This is a genomic window from Actinokineospora bangkokensis, assembly GCF_001940455.1.
In the GTDB taxonomy this organism is placed as follows: domain Bacteria; phylum Actinomycetota; class Actinomycetes; order Mycobacteriales; family Pseudonocardiaceae; genus Actinokineospora; species Actinokineospora bangkokensis.
Map to the genome: position 1 here is coordinate 188029 of NZ_MKQR01000021.1, position 21192 is coordinate 209220.

A 21192-nucleotide genomic window follows, 5' to 3' on the forward strand; every position below is an offset into this window, starting at 1 on the left:
CCGGGTGTGCGCCTGTCGGGTGAGCCGGTTGCGGCGAACCGGGGAAACGGGCAGGGCGGCCACCCACGTGGGGTGACCGCCCTGCCGGGACGTGCGCGCGGGGGCTCAGCCCTTGCGCTTGGCGACCTCGTCGGTCAGCTGCGGGGCGACGGCGAACAGGTCGCCGACGACGCCGAAGTCGGCGATCTCGAAGATCGGCGCCTCGGCGTCCTTGTTCACCGCGACGATGGTCTTCGAGGTCTGCATGCCCGCGCGGTGCTGGATCGCGCCGGAGATGCCCAGCGCGACGTAGAGCTGCGGGGAGACCGTCTTGCCGGTCTGGCCGACCTGGAACTGCGCCGGGTAGTACCCGGAGTCGACCGCCGCGCGGGACGCGCCGACGGCGGCGCCCAGCGAGTCGGCCAGCTTCTCGACGACGTCGAACTTCTCCGCCGCGCCGACGCCGCGGCCACCGGAGACCACGATCGAGGCCTCGGTGAGCTCGGGGCGGTCGCCGCCGACGATCGGCTCGACACCGGTGATGCGGGTGGCCTTGGCCGCGTCGGTCGCGGGGACCTCCACGACCTCCTCGGCCGCCGCGCCGGAGGCCTCGGCGGCCTCCACGCCACCGGGGCGCACGGACACGACCGGGGTGCCGGTGGTGGCCTGGGACTTGACGGTGAACGCGCCGCCGAAGATGGACTGCACGGCGGTCACGCCGCCCTCGCCCTCCAGGCCGACGGCGTCGACCAGCAGGCCGGACCCGGTGCGGGCGGCCAGCCGACCGGCCACCTCCTTGCCGTCGGCGGTCGCCGCGACGAGCACCGCCACCGGCGACTTGGCGCCGACCAGCGCGGCCAGCACGTCGACCTTCGGGGTGACCAGGTAGCCGGTGGCGTCGTCGGACTCGGCGACGTAGACCTTCTCGGCGCCGTACTGGGCCAGCGACTCCTTGAGCTTGGCGGCCGTGCCGGACGTGCCGACGACCACCGCGGACGGCTCGCCCAGGGCGCGCGCCGCGGTCAGCAGCTCGAAGGTGACCTTCTTGATCTCGCCGTCGACGTGCTCGACGAGGACCAGGACCTCGGACATGGTGGTTGCTCCCTTCCCTCTCGCTGCGGTTGTCAGATGATCTTCTGGCCGACCAGGTACTCGGCGATCCGCGAACCGCCGTCACCCTCGTCCTCGACCCGCTGACCGGCCGCGCGCGGCGGCTTCGGGGCGACCTCGACGACCTTGGAGGTCGCGCTGCCCAGACCCACCGAACCGGCGTCGATGCCCAGGTCGGCGATGGTCAGGGTCTGCACCGGCTTCTTCTTCGCGGCCATGATGCCCTTGAAGGAGGGGTAGCGCGGCTCGTTGATCTTCTCGCCGACGCTGACCACCGCGGGCAGGCTCGCCTCGAGGTGGGTCAGGCCCTCGTCGGTCTCGCGGGTCACCTTGATGCTGGTGCCGTCGATCTCGACCTTGCGGGCGTGGGTCAGCTGCGGGTAGCCCAGCAGCTCGGCGAGGATGGCCGGGACGGCGCCGGAGCGGCCGTCGGTGGCCTCGTTGCCCGCGATGACCAGGTCGACCGAGTCGACCTTGCCGATGGCGGCGGCGATGACCTTCGAGGTCTGGATGACGCAGGAGCCGTGCAGGGCCTCGTCGGAGACGTGCAGCGCCTTGTCCGCGCCCATCGACAGCGCCTTGCGGATCGCCTCGGTGGCGCGGTCGGGGCCGACGCTGAGCACGGTGACCTCGCCGCCCTGCGCCTCCTTGATCAGCAGCGCTTCCTCGACGGCGCGCTCGTTGATCTCGTCGAGGACCGCGTCGGCGGACTCGCGGTCCAGCGTGTGGTCGGAGTCGGACAGCTTGCGCTCCGAGTAGGTGTCGGGCACCTGCTTGACCAGGACAACGATGTTAGGCATGGGTCTTCTTCGACCTCCCGGGACGAGCACCGTGGACCGCCGATCGTGGCGGGCAGCGCACCGTGGTATGAACGTGTTCGGTTCGGCTGACCTTGCCAAGCCCTGCGGCCGGCTGGGCACGTGGCGCCTTTTCCACCGCAATGTTACCCGTCAGTAGCGCGCGTGCAACCACGAGCTGTCGCAGTATGCGTGACGGTGCTCACCGCGTGCTCGCCGAACCCGGCCCGGCACCCCCCGCCGAGCGGTTAGGGTCATCGCATGAGGGTCGCGATCGTCACCGACTCCACCTCCTCGCTGCCGCCGGAGGTGGCGCGGCAGTGGGGCATCCGCGTGATCCCGATCCGCATCCACGTCGCCGACCAGGTCGACGACGAGCGGCGCATCCCGCCCGCGGCCGTGGTCGAGGCCATGCGCGGCGCCCTGCCGGTCTCGACCGAGCCGCCGCCGCCCGCGGCGTTCTACTGGGCCTACCGCGCCGCCGCCGAGGACGGCGCCGACGCGGTGGTGTCCGTCCACATCTCCGCCAAGCAGTCCACCACCGTCGAGCACGCCCGCGAGGCCGCCGCGCAGCTGCGCTTCCCGGTCGAGGTGGTCGACTCCGGCAACATGGGCATGACCATGGGCTACGCGGTCACCGGCGCGGCCAGGGTCGCGGGCGCGGGCGGCAGCCCCGCCCGGGTCATCGACACCCTCCAGCGCCGCCTGGGCGCCAGCACCACCCTCATCCACGTCGAGACCCTCGACTACCTGCGCGCGGGCGGGCGCATCGGCGCCGCCGCGCACCTCATCGGCTCGGCGCTGTCGGTCAAGCCCCTGCTGACCATCAAGGACGGCCAGGTCGCCCCCACCGGCCGCTCCCTGGGCACCGGCCGCGCCGTCCGCAAGCTCGTCGACCTGGCCGCCGAGGCCGCGGGCGACCGCACCGTCGACGTCGCCGTCGAGCACGTCGGCGCCCCCGAGCAGGCCAACACCGTCCTGGAGGGCCTGCGCAAGGCCATCCCCGACATCCGCGAGACCATCGTGACCGAGGCCAGCACCGCCATCGCCGTCCACACCGGCCCCGGCACGCTCTGCGTCCACATCAGCGGCACCTGACCCCGGCGGTCCGGTCAGGACGGACCGGGCCGTCGGCCCGCGGCGCCTGCCCGGGACGCGCCGCGCCCGGGTGCGCCGCGCCGACCACGGCCGGGACGGGGTGCGGGTCAGGTCGTGAACGCGTTGCCGGTGGCGATCTTGGGGCGGGGCAGCTCCGGGTGGGCGCCGGGGGTGGCGCGGGCGTAGACCTCGGCGGTCTGGCGGGCGATGAGGCCCCAGTCGAAGTCCTGGGGGAGGCGGGACTTGGCGAGCCGGGCGCGGCGGCGGGCGGCGGCGGGGTCGTCGAGGACGTGGCGGACGGCGGCGGTGAGGGCGTCGACGTCGCCCGGGGGGAAGGACAACCCGGTGCGGCCGTCGACGACGACCTCGCCCAGGCCGCCCGCGGTGGAGGCGACCAGCGGGGCGCCGACGGCCGCGGCCTCCAGGGCCACGATGCCGAACGGCTCGTAGCGGCTGGGCAGCACCACCGCGTCGGCGGCGGCGAGGGTGGCCACCAGGTCGGCGTCGTCGAGGTGGCCCGCGAACTCCACCGCGCGGCGCACCCGCAGCTTGCGGGCCAGGTCCAGCAGCGGCCCGGCCTGCGAGCCCTTGCCCGCCACCACCAGCCGGGTGCCCGGGTGCGAGCGGCGCACCCTGGGCAGGGCGGCGACCAGGTCGTGCACGCCCTTCTCCCACTCCAGCCTGCCGAAGAACAGCAGCAGCGGGCCGCCGTCGGGGCTGTGCGCGGCGCGGGCGGCGCGCACCGCCGCCGGGCTGGGCCGCCAGCCGCGCGGCTCGATGCCGTTGTGGATCACCGCGATGCCCGCCGGGTCCACCTCGAACAGGTGCGCCACCTCGGTGCGCATGGCCGACGAGCAGGTGATGAGCGCGTCGGCGCGGTTGGCCAGCCACCACTCCACCGAGTGCACCTGCTGGTTCAGCGGCTGCGACAGCCACCCGCTGTGCCTGCCCGCCTCGGTGGCGTGCAGGGTCGCCACCAGCGGCACCCCGGCGTGCCCGGCGAGGGCGACGGCCGGGTGGGTCACCAGCCAGTCGTGGGCGTGCACGACGTCCGGGCGCCAGTCGCGCACCAGGGCCAGGCCCGCGCGCACCATCCCGTGCCCCATCGCCAGCGTCCAGGCCACCAGGTCCTTCTCGAACACCAGGTGCGCGGGGTCCTCGGCCACCCGCACCACCCGCACGCCCGCGTCGAGCACGTCGGTGGTGGGGTGGGTGCCCGCGTCGCTGCCCGCCTCGTGCCTGCACAGCACGACGACCTCGTGGCCCTGGGCGGCGAGGTTGACCGCGATGGCGTGCACGTGTCTGCCCAGCCCGCCGATGACCACCGGTGGGTACTCCCAGGACAGCATCAGCACGCGCACGTCGGCATCCTCCCCGTCGGGTCCGCCAACCCTACTCGGGAGTAACGAACTGCCGGGCGTCCAGGTGGCCGAACGGCCCGTCCACCACCCGCAGGGCGGCGGCCCGCGCCCCGGCGCGCTCCCGGGCACCCGACCGCAGCAGCGAGGCCAGCTCGGCGTAGCGCTCGCCGTGCACCTTCGCCCGGCGGCGGGCGTAGTCGGCGGCGGAGTCCTTGGTGACCATGAACGCCCAGTCGCTCGACAGGGCCAGCAGCGCCTCGCGCACCACCTGGTCGAGCACCGGGTCGCGGTGCCCGGGGTCAACCCCGCGCAGCAGGTCGAGCAGGTCGCGCTGGAGCTCGGCGCCCGCGTGCACCAGGTCGGCCACCTGCTCGCCGTCCCACACCCGCCAGTCCTTGCCCGAGCCCCACGACGAGGCGGGCAGGTCCACCCGGCCGCCCACGTACCCGGCCGCCAGCGCGCCGCGCAGGGTCGTCACCCGCACACCCGCCTCCGGCAGCAGCCGCAGCACCCGCTCCAACCAGGCCGGGCCCTCGTACCACCAGTGCCCGAACAGCTCGGTGTCGTAGGCCGCGACCACGAGCGCGGGCCTGCCGTGCCGGTCGCGCTGCTCGCGCAGGCGCCGCACGACGGTGTCGACGAAGTCCGCGGCGTGCCGCTCGACGGCCGCGGCGGCCAGCGCGGGCTCGTAGGGCCGCTTGTCCTGCGGGGCCACGGCCCGGCCGGTGACCCGGGACGGCTTGAGGCCGGAGGGGTGGTCGTACGTGTGGAAGTCGCGGTAGGCGGGGTCGCCGGGGTAGCCGGCCTTGGGCGACCAGACGCGGTAGGTGACCTCCAGGTCGCGGCCGAAGCACACCACGTCGGAGTCGCCCACCGTGCGGGCGAAGGCGGTGTCGCCGTGCAGGGCCGGGCCGTCGACGAGGAAGCGGCGCACCCCCGCCGCCGCGTAGCCGGTCTCCATGCCCGGGGCGTACCCGCACTCCGGCGCCCAGATGCCCTCGGGCCGGGTGCCCACGCGCAGGGCGGTGTCGTCCAGGCCCAGGCGCAGGGCGGCCGCGCGCAGCCGCGGGTCGAGCAGCGGCTGGAACGGGTGCGTGGCGGGCCCGCCGATCAGCTCGACGACGCCGCCGTCCACCAGCGGGCGCAGCACCGGGGAGAACCCGTGCCGCCACCGGCCCTCGAACTCCGCCAGCGCCGCCGCCGAGTCCCGGAACTGCGCGGCGGCGACCTCGCGCAGCAGCGGGTCGCCGTGCTGCCAGCGGGTCGCGGCGTACTGGGCGCGCAGGTTCCAGTTGCCCAGCCAGTCGTGCGCGGCCCGCAGCGCGTGCGGGTCGTCGAGCTGGGCGGCCAGCACCGGGGTGACGCCGAGGGTGAGCACGTCGCGGCGGCCCTCCTCGGCGAAGCGGCGCACCAGGTCCACCAGCGGCAGGTAGGAGTGCGCCCACGCCTGGTACAGCCACTCCTCGCCCACCGGCCACGTGCCGTGGTGCGGCAGCCAGGGCAGGTGGCTGTGCAGGACGAGGGCGAACCCCCCGATCGGGTCGCTCATGCCCGCGCGACCGCCACCAGGTCGAGGGAGGCGTCGACGTCCTCGGCGCTGACCGCGAAATCCGCGGCGGTCACCGAGGTGACCGCGGCCAGCAGGTCGGCGGGCCACGGGTCGCCGGAGACCGCCACCGCCAGCTGCGCGTCGATGATCGACCCGCCGTGGGCGGCGTCGAGCCCGCGCAGCCGCGGGCCGTGCCCGAGCCCGCCGAGGAACTCCACGGTGAAACCGGCGTCCACCAGCAGCCCGGCCAGCTCGGCGCCCGCCAGCTCGCGGGTGTGGAACGGGTTGAGCGGGGTGTCGCGGCCCGGGGAGAAGGTGATCCGGTTGGGCGTGGTCACCAGCAGCACCCCGCCGGGGCGCAGCACCCGGTGGCACTCCAGCAGGAAGCCCTCCTGGTCCCACAGGTGCTCGATCACCTGGAGGTTCGCCACCACGTCGACGGCGCCGGTGCGCACCGGCAGCGCGGCGAGGTTGCCGCGCACGGTGCGCACCCCCGGGTAGGCCTTGGCGACGTGCGCCGCGGTGGTCGCGTCGTAGTCGAGCCCGACGACCCGGTCCGCGGTGCGCGCCAGCAGGTCGGCGCCGTAGCCCTCCCCGCAGCCCGCCTCCAGCACCACCGCGCCCGCGCAGTGGTGGGCCAGGTGCAGGTAGGCGGCCTCGTGGCGGCGGAACCAGTAGTTCTCGACGTCGATGCCGGGCACGGTCCGCTCACCGGTGAGCGGGAGCTGGTCGGCGCCGTCTGGTCCGGCGGGGGTTTCGGTCGACACGGACGCAGACGGTAGCCGATGCGGTTACCGGCGGGTCGGGGTCAGCGCTTGACGCCGACGGCGCCCGCGACGCAGTGCTGGGTGGGCGAGAGCGGCTTGACCCGCGGGCCGTCCGGCCACCACTGCGCGCACAGCGACAGCCCCGGCTCGAACAGCTCCAGCCCCGGCAGCATCTCCGCGATCTCGGCGCGCGTGCGGAACCGGCCGGTGCTCATGTCGCTGAGCAGCACCTTCTCCAGCTTCTTCGCGATCGGGGTGTAGCGCTCGTCCTCGGGGTCGAGGAAGTGGCTGATCCCCACCACCGAACCCGGGGCCAGGGCGTCGATGTAGGTCTGCATGATGTCGCGCGGCGGGCGGGCGCCGCCGTAGTGGTGGAACGTGGCCATCTGGAACAGCGCGATGGGCTGCTCGAAGTCCAGGTGCCGGGTGACGACCTCGTCGGCGAGCACCCGCTCGGGCTCGAAGATGTCCTGGGCGGTGAAGTGCGTGCGGTCGTTCTCCTCCAGCAGCGCCCGGCCGTGGGCGATCACCACCGGGTCGTGGTCGATGTAGACCACGGTGGTGTTGGGGTTGATCCGCTGGGCGACCTGGTGGGTGTTCTCCGCGGTGGGCAGGCCCGAGCCCAGGTCGAGGAACTGGCGCACCCCGGTCTGCTGGGCGATGAACCGGGTGACCCGGATGAGGAAGTCGCGGCTGTCGAAGGCGATGTGGGCGGCCTCGGGCACCAGCTCGTTGATCTTCCGCATCATCTCGCGGTCGACCTCGTAGTTGTCCTTGCCGTTGAGGAACCCGTCGTAGACCCGGGCGATGCTCGGCTTGGTGGTGTCGATGTAGGTGGGCAGCGCCGGGCCGGCGCCGTGGGGACCAGGCATCAGGGGATTCCTCACCCAGCGTCGTGAAACGTGAACCGTTTGCGGTCAAGAGGTACCCTCACTCTAGGGGCACGACCGCGCCGGGCACTACGGCGGGTAGCGATTAATCTGCGGAAGGGAATCGACGTGGCCGAGGTGCAGGGCGGTGGACCCACCGCCAGACGCATCGTGCTGGGCGCCCAGCTGCGCAGGCTCCGCGAGGCGGCGGAGATCAGCCGCGCGGACGCCGGGTACAGCATCCGCGGCTCGGAGTCGAAGATCAGCCGGATGGAGCTGGGCCGGGTCGGGTTCAAGGAGCGCGACATCGCCGACCTGCTCACCCTCTACGGCGTGCACGACAGCACCGAGCGCGAGCAGTTCCTCGACCTGGTCAAGCAGGCCAGCGAGCCGGGCTGGTGGCACCGCTACAACGACCTGATGCCGCCGTGGTTCCAGGACCTCGTCGGGCTGGAGGAGGCGGCCTCGCGCATCCAGTCCTACGAGCTGCAGTTCGTCCCCGGCCTGCTGCAGACCGAGGACTACGCGCGGGCCGTCGTCAGCGGCGGGCGGCCCGACCACGCCACCGAGGAGACCGAGCGGCGCGTGGCGCTGCGGATGAGCAGGCAGAAGGTGCTGCACGGGCTGCACGCGCCGAAGCTGTGGGCGGTGGTCGACGAGTCGGTGCTGCACCGGCCGATCGGCGGGCACCGCGTGCTGCGCGAGCAGCTGGACCACCTGCTGGAGATGACCCGGCTGCCGAACGTGTCGCTGCAGGTGGTGCCGTGGGCGCTGAGCGGCTACGCGGCGGAGGGCTCGTTCTCGGTGCTGCGCTTCTCCGAGCCGGAGCTGCCCGACCTGGTCTACCTGGAGCACCTGGGCGGGGCGGCCTACCTCGACCGGGCGGAGGAGATCGAGCGGTACAGCCGGGTGATCGACCGGCTGACCGTGGACGCCGAGACCCCGGCCCGCACCCGCGAGCTGCTGGCCAAGCGCCGCGCGGAGCTCTGAGCACGGGAACACGAGCAGGCGAGACGGGCCCCGGCGATTGCGCCGGGGCCCGTTTCCGTCCCCGGGACGGGGGGACGTGACACCCTCCGCATAGCGCTTCCCCCGTCAGATTTCCACGGTCGTATGACACTTTCGGATGCACGTGCATGTGCGTAAGCGAGCCTCGTGTTACGGTCAGCACCGGAAGATGCACGTGCAGTTGACTGCGCGGACTGACCGATTCGGGGGTCGAACCGATGACCGAGGTGCACAACGGGATACCCGCGGGCGCGCTGCCCGACGCGGCCTGGCGCCGCAGCTCCCGCAGCGGCAAGCTGGGGAACTGCGTCGAGCTGGCCCACCTGCCCACCGCCGCGGCGGTGCGCGACAGCAAGGCCCCGGACGGCCCGGCGCTGGTGCTGCCCGGCCGGGCGCTCGCGGCCCTGGTCGCCGCCGCCCGCGCGGGCCGCCTCGACCGGCCGACCACGGCCGACCTGCTGCGCACCCTGGTCGCCCGGGGCTTCGAGTTCCTGCACCCCCGCGACGCCGAGGGTGACCTGGTCGCCGTCGTCGGCGTCCGCGCCCACCACGGGGTGATCGACGTCGTCCGGCTGCACGCCGAGGACGACGTCACCGCCCTGCGCCTGCCCGGCGACACGCTGGACGTGCTCAACCCGACCACCGTGCTCTGGGAGCGCACCGGCTGGGCGACCACCGTGCTGCGCCTGCTGATCGACCTGCCCGACGACCGCACCCCGGGCGTCGCCACCACCGGCACCGTCTCCCCGCTGCGCGGCGTCTGGCTGCCGACCACCCCGGGCCGCGCGAAGTGGCTGCCCGCAACGGCATGAGCCCCCTGGGGGCGTGAGCGCCGGGGGCCGCCTTCCTTCGGGGGAGGGCGGCCCCCGGCCCCGTCACCCGGCCCTGCGGACCCCGGCCCCGCGGACCCCGACGCTGGGGGTCCCGGCAGCTCGGCAGCCCGCCGCGGTCAGCTCTCCAGCGTCTTCTGCAACGCCTTGGCGGCCTTGCGCGCCATGTCCGCCACCGCTTCCCGCCGCACCGCGTCGGCCTCGTAGGCGGACACCCGGTTGCGCACCACCTTCGCCGGGGCGCCTGCCGCGATGGCGTAGTCCGGGATGTCTCCGCGCACGACCGCGTGCGCGCCGAGCACGCACCCGCGCCCGACGCGGGTGCCCTTGGTGACCGTGACCTTCGTGCAGATCCAGGTGTCCGGGCCGATGCGCACCGGGGACTTGACGATGCCCTGGTCCTTGATGGGCTGGTGGATGTCGGTGGTGACGTGGTCGAAGTCGCAGATGTAGACCCAGTCGGCGACGAGGGCGGCTTCGCCCAGCTCGATGTCGAGGTAGCAGTTGACGACGTTCTGCCTGCCGAAGACGACCTTGTCCCCGATGCGCAGGGAGCCCTCGTGGCAGCGGATGGCGTTGCCGTCGCCGATGTGCACCCAGCGGCCGATCTCCAGCCTGCCGAAGCCGGGGCGGGCGTGGACCTCGACGTCCTTGCCGAGGAAGACCATGCCGCGCAGGACGACGTGCGGGTTGAGCAGGCGGAACTTGAGCAGCCGCCAGTAGCGGACCAGGTACCAGGGGGTGTAGGCGCGGTTGCGCAGCACCCAGCGCAGCGAGGCCCTGGTCAGGAACCGGGCCTGCTGCGGGTCGCGGTGGCGGCGCGACCAGAAGCGCAGGCGGGTGGCCACCGGCGATCCCCACATCGACGTCATGCCCCGACGGTAGCCGAGCGGGGTCGGGGTCCGGAGCGGGGTGGCAGGCTGGTGGCCATGCCCAGTCTGATCATCGACACCGACCCCGGCGTGGACGACGCCTTCGCGCTGGCGCTGGCGGTGCGCTCGCCGCAGGCCCGGGTGCTCGCGGTGACCACCGTGTTCGGCAACACCGACCTGGCGCAGACCACCCGCAACGCGCAGCGGCTGCTGGCGCTGCTGGGCCGCGAGGACATCCCGGTGGCCGCCGGGGCGGCGCGGCCCCTGGTGTACCCGTCACCGGTCGAGGCGGACACGGTGCACGGCGACGACGGCCTGTCCGGGCGCGCGCTGACCCTGCCGGAGCCGACCGCACCGCTGGCCGAGGAGGACGCCGTGTCGCTGATGGCGCGGCTGGTGCGGGAGTCGCCCGAGCCGGTGACGCTGGTGCCGATCGGCCCGCTGACGAACATCGCCGCGCTGTTCGCCGCCCACCCCGGGGTGAAGGCGAACGTCGACCGGGTGGTGGTGATGGGCGGGGGCCTCACCGGCGGCAACGTCACCGCCGCGGCCGAGTTCAACCTGTGGTGCGACCCGGAAGCGGCGTACCGGGTGCTGGTGGAGGAGGACGTGCCCACGGTGCTGGTGCCGATCGACCTGACCTACCAGTGCTCGGTCGACGGCGCGTGGCTGGACGAGGTGCGGGCGTCGGGGCCGGTGGGCGCGGTGCTCGAACCGCTGACCGAGACCTACCGGGCGCACTACGGGCGCGTCCTCGGCTACGACGGCACGGTGATGCACGACGCCGTGGCGGTGGCGGAGGCCGTGCACCCCGGCACGCTGACCACCACCCCGATGCCCATCACCGTCGACACCGCCCCCGGCCCGCGGCGCGGGGGCACGCTGGCCGACCGCAGGCTCATCGCCGTGGACGGCCCGGGGTTCCGCACCGTCGAGGTGGCCACCGGCACCGACGTGGCGGCGTTCCGCGACCTGCTCAAGGCGCGGCTGGGGTGAGCGCGCGGCCGCCCGGGTCCGCGGTGGACCCGGGCGGCCCGGTGCTCAGCCCGCCTTGCGGCCGCCGATCATCACGTTGTAGAAGAACTGCCGCGGCACGAACCGCTTCATCACCCGGTCGTCCAACCAGGACAGCCGCTGCCAGGAGCGCATCGCGAACATCGCCCAGCCGAAGCCGAGCTTCTCCCGCGGCACCGCGGCCTCGAAGGTGCGCACCGGCCAGCCGAGCAGGGCGGCGGTGAACTCCTCGGTCTTGGCCTCGACGTCCACCAGGCCCGCCGCGCGGGCGACGCCCTCCAGCTCGGCGGGGTCGAAGGTGTGGATGTCGACGACGGCCTCCAGCGCCGCGGCCCGGGAGGACTCGTCCAGCTCCTCCTGCGGGCGCCGCCAGCCGCGCAGCGGGCCCAGCTTGGTGATGTTGGTGGTCAGCCACCAGGTCGCCTGGCCGAGCTTGCGGGCGTACCTGTCCCCGATGCGGGTGGGCTCGCCCGCGAAGACGAACCTGCCACCGGGCTTGAGCACCCGGCGGATCTCCGCGAACGCGGCGGGCAGGTCGGGGATGTGGTGCAGCACCGCGTGCCCGACGACCAGGTCGAAGGTGTCGTCGTCGTAGGGGATGCGCTCGGCGTCGGCGACCCGGCCCTCCACGTCCAGGCCCAGGTTCTTGGCGTTGCGCAGCGCGACCTCGACCATGCCCGGGGACAGGTCGGTCACGTACCCCTTCTCGCCCACGCCGCCCTGCATGAGGTTGAGCAGGAAGAACCCGGTGCCGCTGCCCAGCTCCATGACCTTCTCGAACGGGCCCGCGGCCTCGCCCGCCACGGCGGTGAAGCGGCCGGTGGCGTAGTCGATGCAGCGCTCGTCGTAGGAGATCGACCACTTCTCGTCGTAGGTCCCGGCCTCCCAGTCGTGGTACAGGACGTTCGCCAGCTTGGGGTCGGCGTAGGCGGCCTGCACCTCCTCGGCGGAGGCGTGCGGGTTGGGCTTGGGGGTGCCGTCGGTGTCAGCGGCCATCGAACTCGGCCTTCCCCGGTCCGTTCTCGATGAACGACCGCATGCCGGTGGTCCGGTCCTCGGTGGCGAACAGGGCCGCGAACAGGTGGGTCTCCAGCTTGAGCCCGCTGGCGAGGTCGTTGTCCAGGCCGCCGTCGATGGCCGCCTTGGCCGCGGCCAGCGCGCGCGAGGCGCCCCCGGTGAACTGCGCGGCCCAGGCCACCGCGGTGGTGTAGACGTCGTCGGGGGCGACGACCTGGTCGAGCATGCCGATCGCCAGCGCCTCCTCGGCGCCGAGGAAGCGCCCGGTGTAGACGATGTCCTTGGCCTTGCTCGGGCCGACCAGGCGGGCCAGGCGCTGGGTGCCGCCCGCGCCGGGGATGATGCCGAGCAGGACCTCCGGCTGGCCGACCTTGGCGTTGTCGCCCGCCACCCGCCGGTCGCAGGCCAGGGCCAGCTCGAAGCCGCCGCCGAGGGCGTAGCCGGTGATCGCGGCGACGGTCGGCTTGGGCAGCGCGGCCACCTCGGCGATGGAGGCCTGGAGCTCGGGGGCGTAGTCGGTGATGTCGCCGTAGGACATCGCCGCGAACTCCTTGACGTCGGCGCCGGCGGCGAACACCTTGGGCCCGCCGTAGACCACCACGGCCTTGACGTCGGCGCGCGCCGCCGCCTCGCGGGCGGCCTCGCGCAGCTCCGCCTGCAGCTGGCGGTTGATCGCGTTCATCGGTGGCCGGTCGAGGCGGATCGTGCCGACCCCGCCCTCCACTTCGAGCCGGACGAACTCACCCACGGCCACGCCTCCTGTGTTCGATCCGCCCGCCACCTCCCCACCCGGCACCCGGGCCGACCCGGTGGGGTCTGGCGCGGTCCGGCGAGCGGCGGCGACGGCGGTGCCGGTCTGTCCCCCGAGAGGTTACTCGTCAGTACGTCAGCCGCGCCTGCGGGCGAAGAAGCGCTCGCCCGAGCGCTCCAGCTCCAGCGGCTGCCCGAACGCCGCCGACAGGTTCTCGCTGGTGAGCACGTCGTCGATGAGGCCCTGGGCGACCACCTCGCCGCGGGCGAGCAGCAGCAGGTGGGTGAAGCCGGGCGGGATCTCCTCGACGTGGTGGGTCACCAGCACGGTGGCCGGGGCGTCGGGGTCCATGGCCAGCTCGCTGAGCCTGCCCACCAGGTCCTCGCGGCCGCCCAGGTCCAGGCCCGCGGCGGGTTCGTCGAGCAGCAGCAGCTCGGGGTCGGTCATCAGCGCCCTGGCGATGAGGGTGCGCTTGCGCTCGCCCTCCGACAGCGTGCCGAAGGTGCGGTCGGCCAGGTGCGCGATGCCCAGCGACTTCAGCAGCTCGCCCGCGCGGCCGGTGTCGAGCTGGTCGTACTGCTCGCGCCAGCGGCCCAGCACCGCGTACCCGGCGCTGACCACCACGTCGATGACCTTCTCGTCCGGCGGCACCCGGTTGCCGGTGGCGGCGGTGGCGAAGCCGATGCGGGTGCGCAGCTCGAACACGTCCACCCGGCCCATCCGCTCCCCGAGCACGTGCACGGTCCCGGCGGTGGGGTGCAGCTCGGCGCCCGCGAGCCGCAGCAGCGTGGTCTTGCCCGCCCCGTTGCCCCCCAGCACCACCCAGCGCTCGTCGAGCTCCACGCGCCAGTCCACGCCCTTGAGCAGGTCGTTGCTGCCGCGCCGCACGCCGACGCCCGCCAGGTGCAGCACGAGGTCGTCGAGGTCGTCCGGGGTGCCGTCGGGGGTGCTCAGGTCCGTCACGACGGCCATTGTGCCCGTGCGCGGCTTGCCGGGGCGTGCGGGGCTTTTGACCGGGTGCGCACCCGGGCTCGGCGGGGGCGGGGCGGGGGCGCTTGACTGGTCGGCAACAGGACGGACGGGAGTGGGCATGGCCTCCGGCTACACGGTGAACACCACCAGCCTGGCGATCAGGGTGGGTGAGCTGAACGCGGTCGCGGACTCGGTGGACCAGGTGATCTCGACGCTCAACGCGGCGGGCTGCGACCTCGGGCCCGGTGAGATCACCGCCGCCGTGGCCGAGGTGGTCGAGCAGTGGCGCGACCACCTCGGGCAGTTCCGGGACAAGGTCGACAGGATCGCGGACAACGTGCGCGGCGCGGTGAGCAACTACGAGTCCGTGGAGCAGGGCGGCCACGACCGGATGATGGCCCTGGCCGACCGCACCGTGGCCGAGCAGCTCGTGCAGGGCCTGGAGCAGGCCGCGCCGCGGCCGAGGAGGCAGCCGTGAGCAGGCCGGGCTTCCCCGCGCTGGGCTTCGACCCCACCCCCGGCGACCCCGGGACGGTGCAGGCGGTGCTGCTGTCGATGGCCTCGGCGCAGCAGGCGATCGCGACCACGCTGCCGCGGCTGGAGGAGGCCGCCAAGGTCACCGACGACGCCGACTGGGGCGGCAGCGCGGCCGAGGAGTTCAGCGACCACGGCGACGACCTGCCGATGGGCCTGGGCAAGGGCGGCGAGGCGATCGGCAAGGCCGTCGAGGCGCTGAGCGCGTGGGCGCGGGTGATGGTGCCCAACCAGACCAGGGCCGACGAGCTGGAGAAGCGGGCCAAGGACCTCAAGAAGCAGGTCAAGGCCGCGTCGGAGGCGGTGCGCGACGCCGCCGGGGCCATCCCGCGCGACACCTCGAACCCGCACTACGGCGCCCGCTACGACGACTTCCTCTCCGCCACCAAGGCCGCCGCCGACCTCGACGCGCGGCTGGCCAAGGTGGTCGACGACGCCAAGCGGCTCCAGGCCAAGCACCTGCGCGAGGCCAACGCCGCCGCCGACGCCATCCGCAGCGGCCCGGACGACGCGTTCACGCCGGAGAACGACACCTGGTACGTGCAGGCCTTCGACGGCACCGCCAAGGCCGCCGACTGGGTGTCGCTGGCCACCGGCACGGTCGCCGCGGGCCTGGCCGCCACCGGCATCGGGCTGCCCGCGGCGGCGGTGCTGGAGACGGCGTCGACCACCAGCGGCGCGGTGGGCTCGCTCGCCGCGCTGGGCCAGCAGCTCTCCGGTTCGCGCAACGCCCAGGGCTGGGCGGGCACGCTGATCGGGCTGGGCACCAGCGTCATCCCCGGCGGCGGCACCGCCGCGGCGGCCGTGCGCTCGGGCACCCGGGCCGCGGCCAAGGGCGGGTCGCGGCAGGCGCTCAAGCAGGTGGCCAAGGACGTGCGCGAGGCGCTGGGGTCAGGCGGTGCGCCGGGCGTGGTGAACACCGTCAAGGAGATGCGCGAGCGCGGCATCGAGGGCAAGGTGCGCAAGGACCTCATCGACTCCGGGCGCGAGGCGGCCAAGCGCCAGGGGCTCACCGACGACCTGTCGAAGCTGCCGCTGGCCGAGCGCCGCGACGCACTGCTGGGCCTGGGCGCCGCGGAGAAGCAGCGCGAGGCCGTGGTCAGCTCGATCGACAACACCACCAAGCTCGCGGAGAAGGCGGGCGTCGAGCTCGACGACGGCCAGAAGGCCAGGCTGGACGCGCTCAAGCTGGCGCTGAACCCGACGCCCAAGGCGGTCGACGACGCGATCACCGGCAAGATCACCGACCGGCTGAAGGGCGAGTGACGTGCTGCTGTCGATGCCCGGCGACGTCGTGCACACCATCCCGCTGGCGGGCCGGGAGGCGGCGGTGCGCGAGTTCGCCGCGCTGCTGACCGGCATCCGCCCCGGCGCGGCCGCCGACCTGGAGTCGCTGGCCACCGAGGCGGTGGAGACGGCGCTGCGCGAGGGGGCGGTGCTGCTCGCCGTGGTCACCCCGGAGGGCGCGGGCCCGGCGCTGCTGACCGGCGTGCCGGTGGACGCCCCGCCCACCTGGGACGCCGACTCCGCCGACACCCTGCGGGACAAGGTGGAGGACCTGGCCGGGCCGGACGTGCGGGAGACGCTGCTGGTGCCGACCGCGCTGGGCCCGGCGGTGATCGCCCAGCGGGTGCCCGGCCCCGAGCAGGCGCGCGCCCGCAGGCCGCTCACCCTCCAGCTCCAGGCGTTCATCCCCGAGCCGGGCACCGGCCGGATGCTGCTGCTGACCCTGGCCAGCCCGCGCCTGGACGGCTGGGCCGCCCACCAGCTGCTGTTCGGGCAGATCGTCTCCTCGGCCGCCCACGACCCGGCCGACGACTTCGGCCCGGTGGGCACCGCGCCCGCCCCGCAGCAGGCCCCCGCCCCGCAGCGCGCCCCCGACCCCGGCGCCACCACCGAACCCGCCACCACCCCCGAGCCCGTGGTCGCCGCCGAGCGCCGCCCCCGCCGCCGGGCCGCGGTGCCGGAGGAGGAGTCCTACGAGTTCACCACCTTCCGCGTCACCTGACCGGGGACCTCGCAAGCCCCTCGCGGGCGCCGGGAGATCGATCACGCGGGAACCGCTCCCGGGTCGATTCCCGGGCCCCGGTTTGTGAGGATGGTCCGGTGACCACCGCTGCCCCGCACACGCTGCCCGGCCACCCGTTCCCGCTCGGGGCGCACCCCGAGGGCGGTGGCGTGCGGTTCGCCGTGCACAGCTCGGTGGCCGAGCGGGTCGAGCTGTGCCTGGTGGACGACGACGGCGGGCGGCAGGTCGAGCAGCGCGTCGAGCTGACCGAGCGGACCTTCGACATCTGGCACGGCCTGGTCCCGGGCATCACCCCCGGTCAGCGCTACGGGTACCGGGTCCACGGTCCGTGGGACCCCGGTCGGGGGATCCGGTGCAACCCGGCGAAGCTGCTCGTCGACCCCTACGCCCGGCGGATCACCGGCCAGGTCGGCGAGCTGGCCGCCACCCGCGCGCACCGCGGCGACCCGATGACCGGGGCGCCCTCCCGGGTCGACTCGCTGGGCTCGGTGCCGCTGTCGGTGGTGGTGGCCGCGGGCGGGTCCGGCACCGGGCCGCGGCTGGACATCCCGTTCGAGGAGACGGTGGTCTACGAGCTGCACGTCAAGGGGTTCACCAAGCTGCACCCCGACGTGCCCAAGCACCAGCGCGGCACCTACCTCGGGCTGGCGCACCCCGCCGTCGTCGAGCACCTGGTGCGGCTCGGGGTGACCGCGGTGGAGCTGCTGCCGGTGCACGCCCACGCCGACGAGCCGATGCTGCTGCGCTCGGGCAGGCACAACTACTGGGGCTACTCCACCCTGGGGTTCCTGGCCCCGCACGAGGGCTACGCGTGCAGGCCGGGCCACGAGGTCGAGGAGTTCCGCACCATGGTGGCCGCCCTGCACCAGGCGGGCATCGAGGTCATCCTCGACGTGGTCTTCAACCACACCTGCGAGGGCGGGGTGGACGGGCCGACGCTGTCGCTGCGCGGGCTCGACGCCCCGGCCTACTACCTGCGCGACGGCTCCGGCCGCGACGTCGACCTCACCGGGTGCGGCAACACCCTCGACCCCGGCTCGCCCGCGGTGGTGCGGCTGGTGACCGACTCGCTGCGCTACTTCGCCACCGAACTCGGCGTCGACGGGTTCCGGCTGGACCTGGCCTCGGCGCTGGGCAGGCCGCGCGGCGGGGCGTTCGACCCGCACTCCGCGCTGCTCACCGCGATCACCACCGACCCGGTGCTGGCCAACCGCAAGCTCATCGCCGAGCCGTGGGACGCCACCGGGGAGGGCTACCGGGTGGGCGGGTTCGGCGTGCAGTGGGCGGAGTGGAACGGGCGCTACCGCGACGGCGCCAGGGACTTCTGGCGCGGGGCCAGCGCGCCGCGCGACCTGGCCTACCGGCTCACCGGCTCCTCCGACCTCTACGCCGCCAGCGGGCGCAGGCCGTGGGCGTCGATCAACTTCATCACCGCCCACGACGGGTTCACCCTGCGCGACCTGGTGTCCTACGACCACAAGCACAACCACGAGAACGGCGAGCACAACCGCGACGGCACCGACGACAACCGGTCGTGGAACTGCGGGGTCGAGGGCGAGACCGGCGACCCGGCGGTGCTGGCGCTGCGCGACCGGCAGGCGCGCAACCTGCTCGGCACGCTGCTGCTGTCCACCGGCACCCCGATGCTGACCGCGGGCGACGAGCGCTGGCGCACCCAGCACGGCAACAACAACCCGTACTGCCTGGACAACCAGACCTCCTGGGTGGACTGGTCGGCCGACGCGCGCGCCGACGACCTGCTGGCGTTCACCCGCAGGCTGATCGCGCTGCGCGCGGACTCCCCGGCGCTGCGCCAGCCGCAGTTCTTCGACGGCCGCCCCACCCGCTCCGGCGAGCCGGACCTGGTGTGGTTCCGGGCCGACGGCGCGGTGATGGCCGAGGAGGACTGGTTCGACGAGGGCAACCGCACCATCGGGATGTGGGTGGACGGCTCGGAGAGCCTGTCGCGCACCCGGGAGGGCGAGCTGGTCGCGGACGACTCCTGGCTCCTGCTGCTGCACGCGGGCGCGGACCCGGTGGACGTGGTGCTGCCGGGCGAGGCCTACGGGGAGCGGTTCGTGCCCGAGTTGGACTCGGGTACGCCGCGCGGGGTGCCCGCGGACGTCGGACCGCTGGTCCCGGGGGCGTCGCTGACCGTCCCGGGTCGGACGTTGCTGCTGCTCCGTGCACCGCGTACCAGCCAGTGAGAAGCCTGGTGAAGGGTTGCCGGCGCGTGCGACGATCACGGGCGTGACCAGGTCGTTGTTCGCGTGGAGCGACCGCACCGTCGACTTCCTGCTGGTGGCGTCGTGCGGCTGTCGGGGTCCTCAGTCCCGCTGAGACCCCCGCACGCCCGACCCCCGCCCAGGAGACCGGCATGACCACGTCGCTCGCACGCTCCCAGGACATCCACCCGACCCTCGACGTGCCCCGCCTGCACGAGCTGATCGCCCCCCGCGCTCCGGTGTGGACGGCGGCGGAGCTGCGGGACCTCACCGCCACCACCGCCGAGGAGCTGGCGGGCCCGCTGCGCAGGCTGCTCGCCTACACCCCCGACCAGCGCTGGTGGGCCCGCATCGCGCTCACCGACGAGGTGGAGCTGTGGCTGCTGTCCTGGCTGCCCGGCCAGGGCACCGCCCCGCACGACCACGGCGGCGCCTCCGGCTCGTTCGCCGTGCTGGAGGGCGAGGTGGCCGAGACCTACCGCTACCCCAGCTCCCCCATCCGCCACCGCAGGCACACCGCGGGCAGCGCGATCGGCTTCGGCGCGGGCCGCGCGCACGAGGTGCGCAACGTGGGCACCGCCCCCGCCGCCACCGTGCACGCCTACTCCCCGCCGCTGGTGCCCACCCGCGAGTACGCCACCCTGGCCGACGTGCCCGCCGAGATCCCGAGCCTCGGGTGAGCGGCGTCGACGACTTCCTCGACGCCGCGCGCGCCGAGCTGGACCGGGTCACCCCGGCCGAGGCCGAGGCGCACCGCGCGGCCGGGGCGATCCTGGTCGACATCCGCCCGCTGGCCAACCGCGCCGCGGAGGGCGAGATCCCGGGCGCGCTGCCCATCGAGCGCATCCACCTGGAGTGGCGGCTGGACCCGCGCGGCAGCCACCGCATCCCGCAGGTGGCCGAGGACTCGACCGTCATCGTCTTCTGCAACGACGGCTACGCCTCCAGCCTCGCCGCCCGCGACCTGCACCGCGTCGGCCTGCCCGGGGCCACCGACCTGGTGGGCGGCTACCGGGCCTGGAAGCGCGCGGGCCTGCCCACCCAGGACGGCGGCAGCCCGGCCATCCCGTAGTGGCGACGAGAACGGTGAAAATGATTTGTCTTCGCTGCGGATGACGCCTCGATAACCCGAACAAAGCGCACGCCGAAAATCCCCCACAATGGGGAACCGCCACCCGGGGGTGGGCGTCAACACGTCCATGCCCGCAATCCGAGTGCTGCGCCACCCGCTCACCCTGCTCACCGCGGGAACAGCGCTCCTGGGCTACTTCCTGGGCAGAGCACCGCTGACCCCGGTCCTGGGGCTCTGGGCGGGAATGCTCGTCGGCCTCGCCGCCCTCCAGGTGGGCGTGATCCTGGGCGCGCTGGTCTTCCACGTGCGCATCCACCAGGTCGTCATCGGCGTCGGCAAGCGCTGGAAGGAATGGACGACCCCCCGCCGCACCATTTCCCTGCGCGCGATCCCCCTGCTCATCTCCGTGGCCGTCGGCCCCGGCCGCGCACCCGCGCGCACCCGGATGTGGCGGGCGGCCGCGGTGTCGGCCGCGGTCGCGTTGCTGCTCGTTTGCGGGGCGGTCCTGTGGGCGGCCACGGGCGGGTCCTTCGCATGGGGCGCGGCGATCGGCACCGCTTACGCGACGGTCGTGGGACTGGTTCCCCGCAAGACCGCGGCATCGACCTCCACCGGTTGGTACCTGTTCCGCCTCCCCCGACTCGACGGCGTGCGCGCCGAACAACTCGACGCGGCACCGGTCGTGGCGCGCACCGTGGACGCCGCCCAAGCCGGGAACCTGCGGGAGGCGGCTGAACTCGCGGGCGGTTTGGCGAAGGACTACCCGCACCTGCGCACCGCCACGGCCGCGCGGATCCTGGTGCTGGAGGCGGAGGGGCGGTACGCCGAAGCCCTCATGCTGGCGATGGCCTTGGCGGGGGACGCGGAGCAGACTCCGCAGGAGGCCGCGGTGTCGTTCGCGGCCCTGGCGGGCTTGGCCTGCGCGACTGTCGAAGCCGGGCACCTGGACGCGGAACTCGGGCTGGGGACCGCGGTGCAGGCGTTCGAGAACGCCGAGACGCTGGGCTACCCGGGGCACAAGCTGAACGGGGCGCGGGCGTTGCTGGAACTCCTGCGCGGCAACGCCGCGCGGGCGGTCTCCCTGGCCCGGCTGTCAGCGGACGCGACCGACGACCGGCTGTCGCGGGCGGACGACTTGGCGACGTTGGCCCGGGCGCACATGGTCGCGGGGGACAACGCGGCGGCTCGGGCGGCGCTGGTGGAGGCTGAGCGGTTGGTGCCGTGGTGGCCTCGGGTGGTGGCGACTCGGGCTCGGTTGGACGTGGGGGCTTGATGCTGGGTGGGACGCCTCGCCTTCGGCTTCGGCGTTTGGTAGAGCCCGGTCGTTTGTTGGCTGGC

The 21192-nt window shown here is 74.1% G+C and carries 21 protein-coding genes; 11 read left to right on the plus strand and 10 right to left on the minus strand.

Translation table 11 applies throughout. The features are described 5' to 3' along the window. Positions 1-105: 105 nt before the first annotated feature. Both BJP25_RS21095 and BJP25_RS21100 read right to left on the minus strand, forming a co-directional pair. Entirely contained in the window at positions 106-1071 is a 966-nt protein-coding gene (locus BJP25_RS21095) for an electron transfer flavoprotein subunit alpha/FixB family protein (protein WP_075976710.1), read from the minus strand. 32 nt (positions 1072-1103) lie between these two features. After that, positions 1104-1889, minus strand: coding sequence for an electron transfer flavoprotein subunit beta/FixA family protein (locus BJP25_RS21100; protein ID WP_075976711.1), 786 nt, complete (start codon positions 1887-1889; stop codon positions 1104-1106). 258 nt (positions 1890-2147) lie between these two features. Here BJP25_RS21100 and BJP25_RS21105 point away from each other — a divergent pair, with 258 nt between their 5' ends. Next, positions 2148-2984 carry a DegV family protein gene (locus tag BJP25_RS21105; RefSeq protein WP_075976712.1) on the plus strand — a complete coding sequence of 279 codons (837 nt, stop codon included), beginning with the start codon at positions 2148-2150 and terminating at the stop codon, positions 2982-2984. 107 nt (positions 2985-3091) lie between these two features. Here BJP25_RS21105 and BJP25_RS21110 read toward each other — a convergent pair whose 3' ends face one another. Genes BJP25_RS21110 through BJP25_RS21125 form a run of 4 tightly spaced genes read right to left on the minus strand, consistent with a single transcriptional unit; the run spans position 3092 to position 7533 of the window. Continuing rightward, positions 3092-4345 carry a glycosyltransferase family 4 protein gene (locus BJP25_RS21110; protein ID WP_075976713.1) on the minus strand — a complete coding sequence of 418 codons (1254 nt, stop codon included), beginning with the start codon at positions 4343-4345 and terminating at the stop codon, positions 3092-3094. Positions 4346-4376: 31 nt separating this feature from the next. Then, a complete protein-coding gene (locus BJP25_RS21115; RefSeq protein WP_075976714.1) occupies positions 4377-5894 on the minus strand; it encodes a 1,4-alpha-glucan branching protein domain-containing protein in 1518 nt (505 codons plus the stop codon). Then, positions 5891-6661, minus strand: a complete 771-nt coding sequence (locus BJP25_RS21120) for a class I SAM-dependent methyltransferase (protein WP_075976715.1) — start codon at positions 6659-6661, stop codon at positions 5891-5893. Before BJP25_RS21120 ends, BJP25_RS21115 begins: the two co-directional genes overlap by 4 nt. 41 nt (positions 6662-6702) lie before the next feature. Further along, positions 6703-7533, minus strand: a complete 831-nt coding sequence (locus BJP25_RS21125; protein WP_075976716.1) for an SAM-dependent methyltransferase — start codon at positions 7531-7533, stop codon at positions 6703-6705. Between the two features lie 120 nt (positions 7534-7653). Between BJP25_RS21125 and BJP25_RS21130 the strand changes: the two genes are divergently transcribed. Together BJP25_RS21130 and BJP25_RS21135 are read left to right on the plus strand one after the other, a co-directional pair. Beyond that, positions 7654-8520, plus strand: a complete 867-nt coding sequence (locus tag BJP25_RS21130) for a helix-turn-helix domain-containing protein (RefSeq protein ID WP_198943571.1) — start codon at positions 7654-7656, stop codon at positions 8518-8520. Positions 8521-8756: 236 nt separating this feature from the next. Next, positions 8757-9350 carry a DUF397 domain-containing protein gene (locus BJP25_RS21135; protein ID WP_075976717.1) on the plus strand — a complete coding sequence of 198 codons (594 nt, stop codon included), beginning with the start codon at positions 8757-8759 and terminating at the stop codon, positions 9348-9350. A gap of 137 nt (positions 9351-9487) precedes the next feature. On the opposite strand, the gene BJP25_RS21140 is transcribed toward BJP25_RS21135, so the two are convergent. Then, on the minus strand, positions 9488-10240 hold the full coding sequence (locus tag BJP25_RS21140; protein ID WP_075976718.1) for an acyltransferase: 753 nt from the start codon (positions 10238-10240) through the stop codon (positions 9488-9490). Between the two features lie 57 nt (positions 10241-10297). Between BJP25_RS21140 and BJP25_RS21145 the strand changes: the two genes are divergently transcribed. Next, positions 10298-11236, plus strand: a complete 939-nt coding sequence (locus BJP25_RS21145; protein WP_075976753.1) for a nucleoside hydrolase — start codon at positions 10298-10300, stop codon at positions 11234-11236. 45 nt (positions 11237-11281) lie between these two features. Here the strand turns inward: BJP25_RS21145 and BJP25_RS21150 are convergent, their stop codons facing one another. From BJP25_RS21150 to BJP25_RS21160, 3 genes are all read right to left on the minus strand, one after another. Then, the gene (locus tag BJP25_RS21150; protein WP_075976719.1) at positions 11282-12250 is read right to left on the minus strand and encodes a class I SAM-dependent methyltransferase; all 969 of its coding nucleotides are present in this window, start codon (positions 12248-12250) and stop codon (positions 11282-11284) included. Then, positions 12240-13019, minus strand: coding sequence for an enoyl-CoA hydratase/isomerase family protein (locus BJP25_RS21155; protein ID WP_075976754.1), 780 nt, complete (start codon positions 13017-13019; stop codon positions 12240-12242). Before BJP25_RS21155 ends, BJP25_RS21150 begins: the two co-directional genes overlap by 11 nt. 138 nt (positions 13020-13157) lie before the next feature. Next, complete coding sequence (locus BJP25_RS21160; protein ID WP_075976720.1) at positions 13158-13994, minus strand: ABC transporter ATP-binding protein; 837 nt, start codon at positions 13992-13994, stop codon at positions 13158-13160. A gap of 118 nt (positions 13995-14112) precedes the next feature. On the opposite strand from BJP25_RS21160, the gene BJP25_RS21165 reads away from it, so the two are divergent. The 7 genes from BJP25_RS21165 (at position 14113) to BJP25_RS21195 (ending at position 21127) form a co-directional block, all read left to right on the plus strand. Further along, positions 14113-14472 (plus strand): hypothetical protein, encoded by a 360-nt coding sequence (locus BJP25_RS21165; RefSeq protein ID WP_075976721.1) that lies wholly within the window; start codon positions 14113-14115, stop codon positions 14470-14472. Further along, positions 14469-15794 (plus strand): hypothetical protein, encoded by a 1326-nt coding sequence (locus tag BJP25_RS21170; protein WP_075976722.1) that lies wholly within the window; start codon positions 14469-14471, stop codon positions 15792-15794. Before BJP25_RS21165 ends, BJP25_RS21170 begins: the two co-directional genes overlap by 4 nt. A gap of 1 nt (position 15795) precedes the next feature. Further along, positions 15796-16536, plus strand: coding sequence for a hypothetical protein (locus BJP25_RS21175; RefSeq protein WP_075976723.1), 741 nt, complete (start codon positions 15796-15798; stop codon positions 16534-16536). 98 nt (positions 16537-16634) lie between these two features. After that, positions 16635-18764 (plus strand): glycogen debranching protein GlgX, encoded by a 2130-nt coding sequence (glgX, locus tag BJP25_RS21180; protein WP_075976724.1) that lies wholly within the window; start codon positions 16635-16637, stop codon positions 18762-18764. A gap of 170 nt (positions 18765-18934) precedes the next feature. Beyond that, entirely contained in the window at positions 18935-19462 is a 528-nt protein-coding gene (locus BJP25_RS21185) for a cysteine dioxygenase (protein ID WP_075976725.1), read from the plus strand. Continuing rightward, positions 19459-19854 (plus strand): rhodanese-like domain-containing protein, encoded by a 396-nt coding sequence (locus BJP25_RS21190; RefSeq protein WP_075976726.1) that lies wholly within the window; start codon positions 19459-19461, stop codon positions 19852-19854. Before BJP25_RS21185 ends, BJP25_RS21190 begins: the two co-directional genes overlap by 4 nt. Before the next feature lie 127 nt (positions 19855-19981). Continuing rightward, positions 19982-21127 carry a hypothetical protein gene (locus tag BJP25_RS21195; protein ID WP_075976755.1) on the plus strand — a complete coding sequence of 382 codons (1146 nt, stop codon included), beginning with the start codon at positions 19982-19984 and terminating at the stop codon, positions 21125-21127. The last annotated feature ends 65 nt before the right edge of the window (positions 21128-21192 follow it).

What these genes read in the sequence shown, in the direction of transcription:
- BJP25_RS21095 (WP_075976710.1), bottom strand. Translation starts at nt 1,071, where the DNA reads ATGTCCGAGGTCCTGGTCCTCGTCGAGCACGTCGACGGCGAGATCAAG.
- BJP25_RS21100 (WP_075976711.1), bottom strand. Translation starts at nt 1,889, where the DNA reads ATGCCTAACATCGTTGTCCTGGTCAAGCAGGTGCCCGACACCTACTCG.
- BJP25_RS21105 (WP_075976712.1), top strand. Translation starts at nt 2,148, where the DNA reads ATGAGGGTCGCGATCGTCACCGACTCCACCTCCTCGCTGCCGCCGGAG.
- BJP25_RS21115 (WP_075976714.1), bottom strand. Translation starts at nt 5,894, where the DNA reads ATGAGCGACCCGATCGGGGGGTTCGCCCTCGTCCTGCACAGCCACCTG.
- BJP25_RS21125 (WP_075976716.1), bottom strand. Translation starts at nt 7,533, where the DNA reads ATGCCTGGTCCCCACGGCGCCGGCCCGGCGCTGCCCACCTACATCGAC.
- BJP25_RS21135 (WP_075976717.1), top strand. Translation starts at nt 8,757, where the DNA reads ATGACCGAGGTGCACAACGGGATACCCGCGGGCGCGCTGCCCGACGCG.
- BJP25_RS21140 (WP_075976718.1), bottom strand. Translation starts at nt 10,240, where the DNA reads ATGACGTCGATGTGGGGATCGCCGGTGGCCACCCGCCTGCGCTTCTGG.
- BJP25_RS21145 (WP_075976753.1), top strand. Translation starts at nt 10,298, where the DNA reads ATGCCCAGTCTGATCATCGACACCGACCCCGGCGTGGACGACGCCTTC.
- BJP25_RS21150 (WP_075976719.1), bottom strand. Translation starts at nt 12,250, where the DNA reads ATGGCCGCTGACACCGACGGCACCCCCAAGCCCAACCCGCACGCCTCC.
- BJP25_RS21160 (WP_075976720.1), bottom strand. Translation starts at nt 13,994, where the DNA reads ATGGCCGTCGTGACGGACCTGAGCACCCCCGACGGCACCCCGGACGAC.
- BJP25_RS21165 (WP_075976721.1), top strand. Translation starts at nt 14,113, where the DNA reads ATGGCCTCCGGCTACACGGTGAACACCACCAGCCTGGCGATCAGGGTG.
- BJP25_RS21185 (WP_075976725.1), top strand. Translation starts at nt 18,935, where the DNA reads ATGACCACGTCGCTCGCACGCTCCCAGGACATCCACCCGACCCTCGAC.
- BJP25_RS21195 (WP_075976755.1), top strand. Translation starts at nt 19,982, where the DNA reads ATGCCCGCAATCCGAGTGCTGCGCCACCCGCTCACCCTGCTCACCGCG.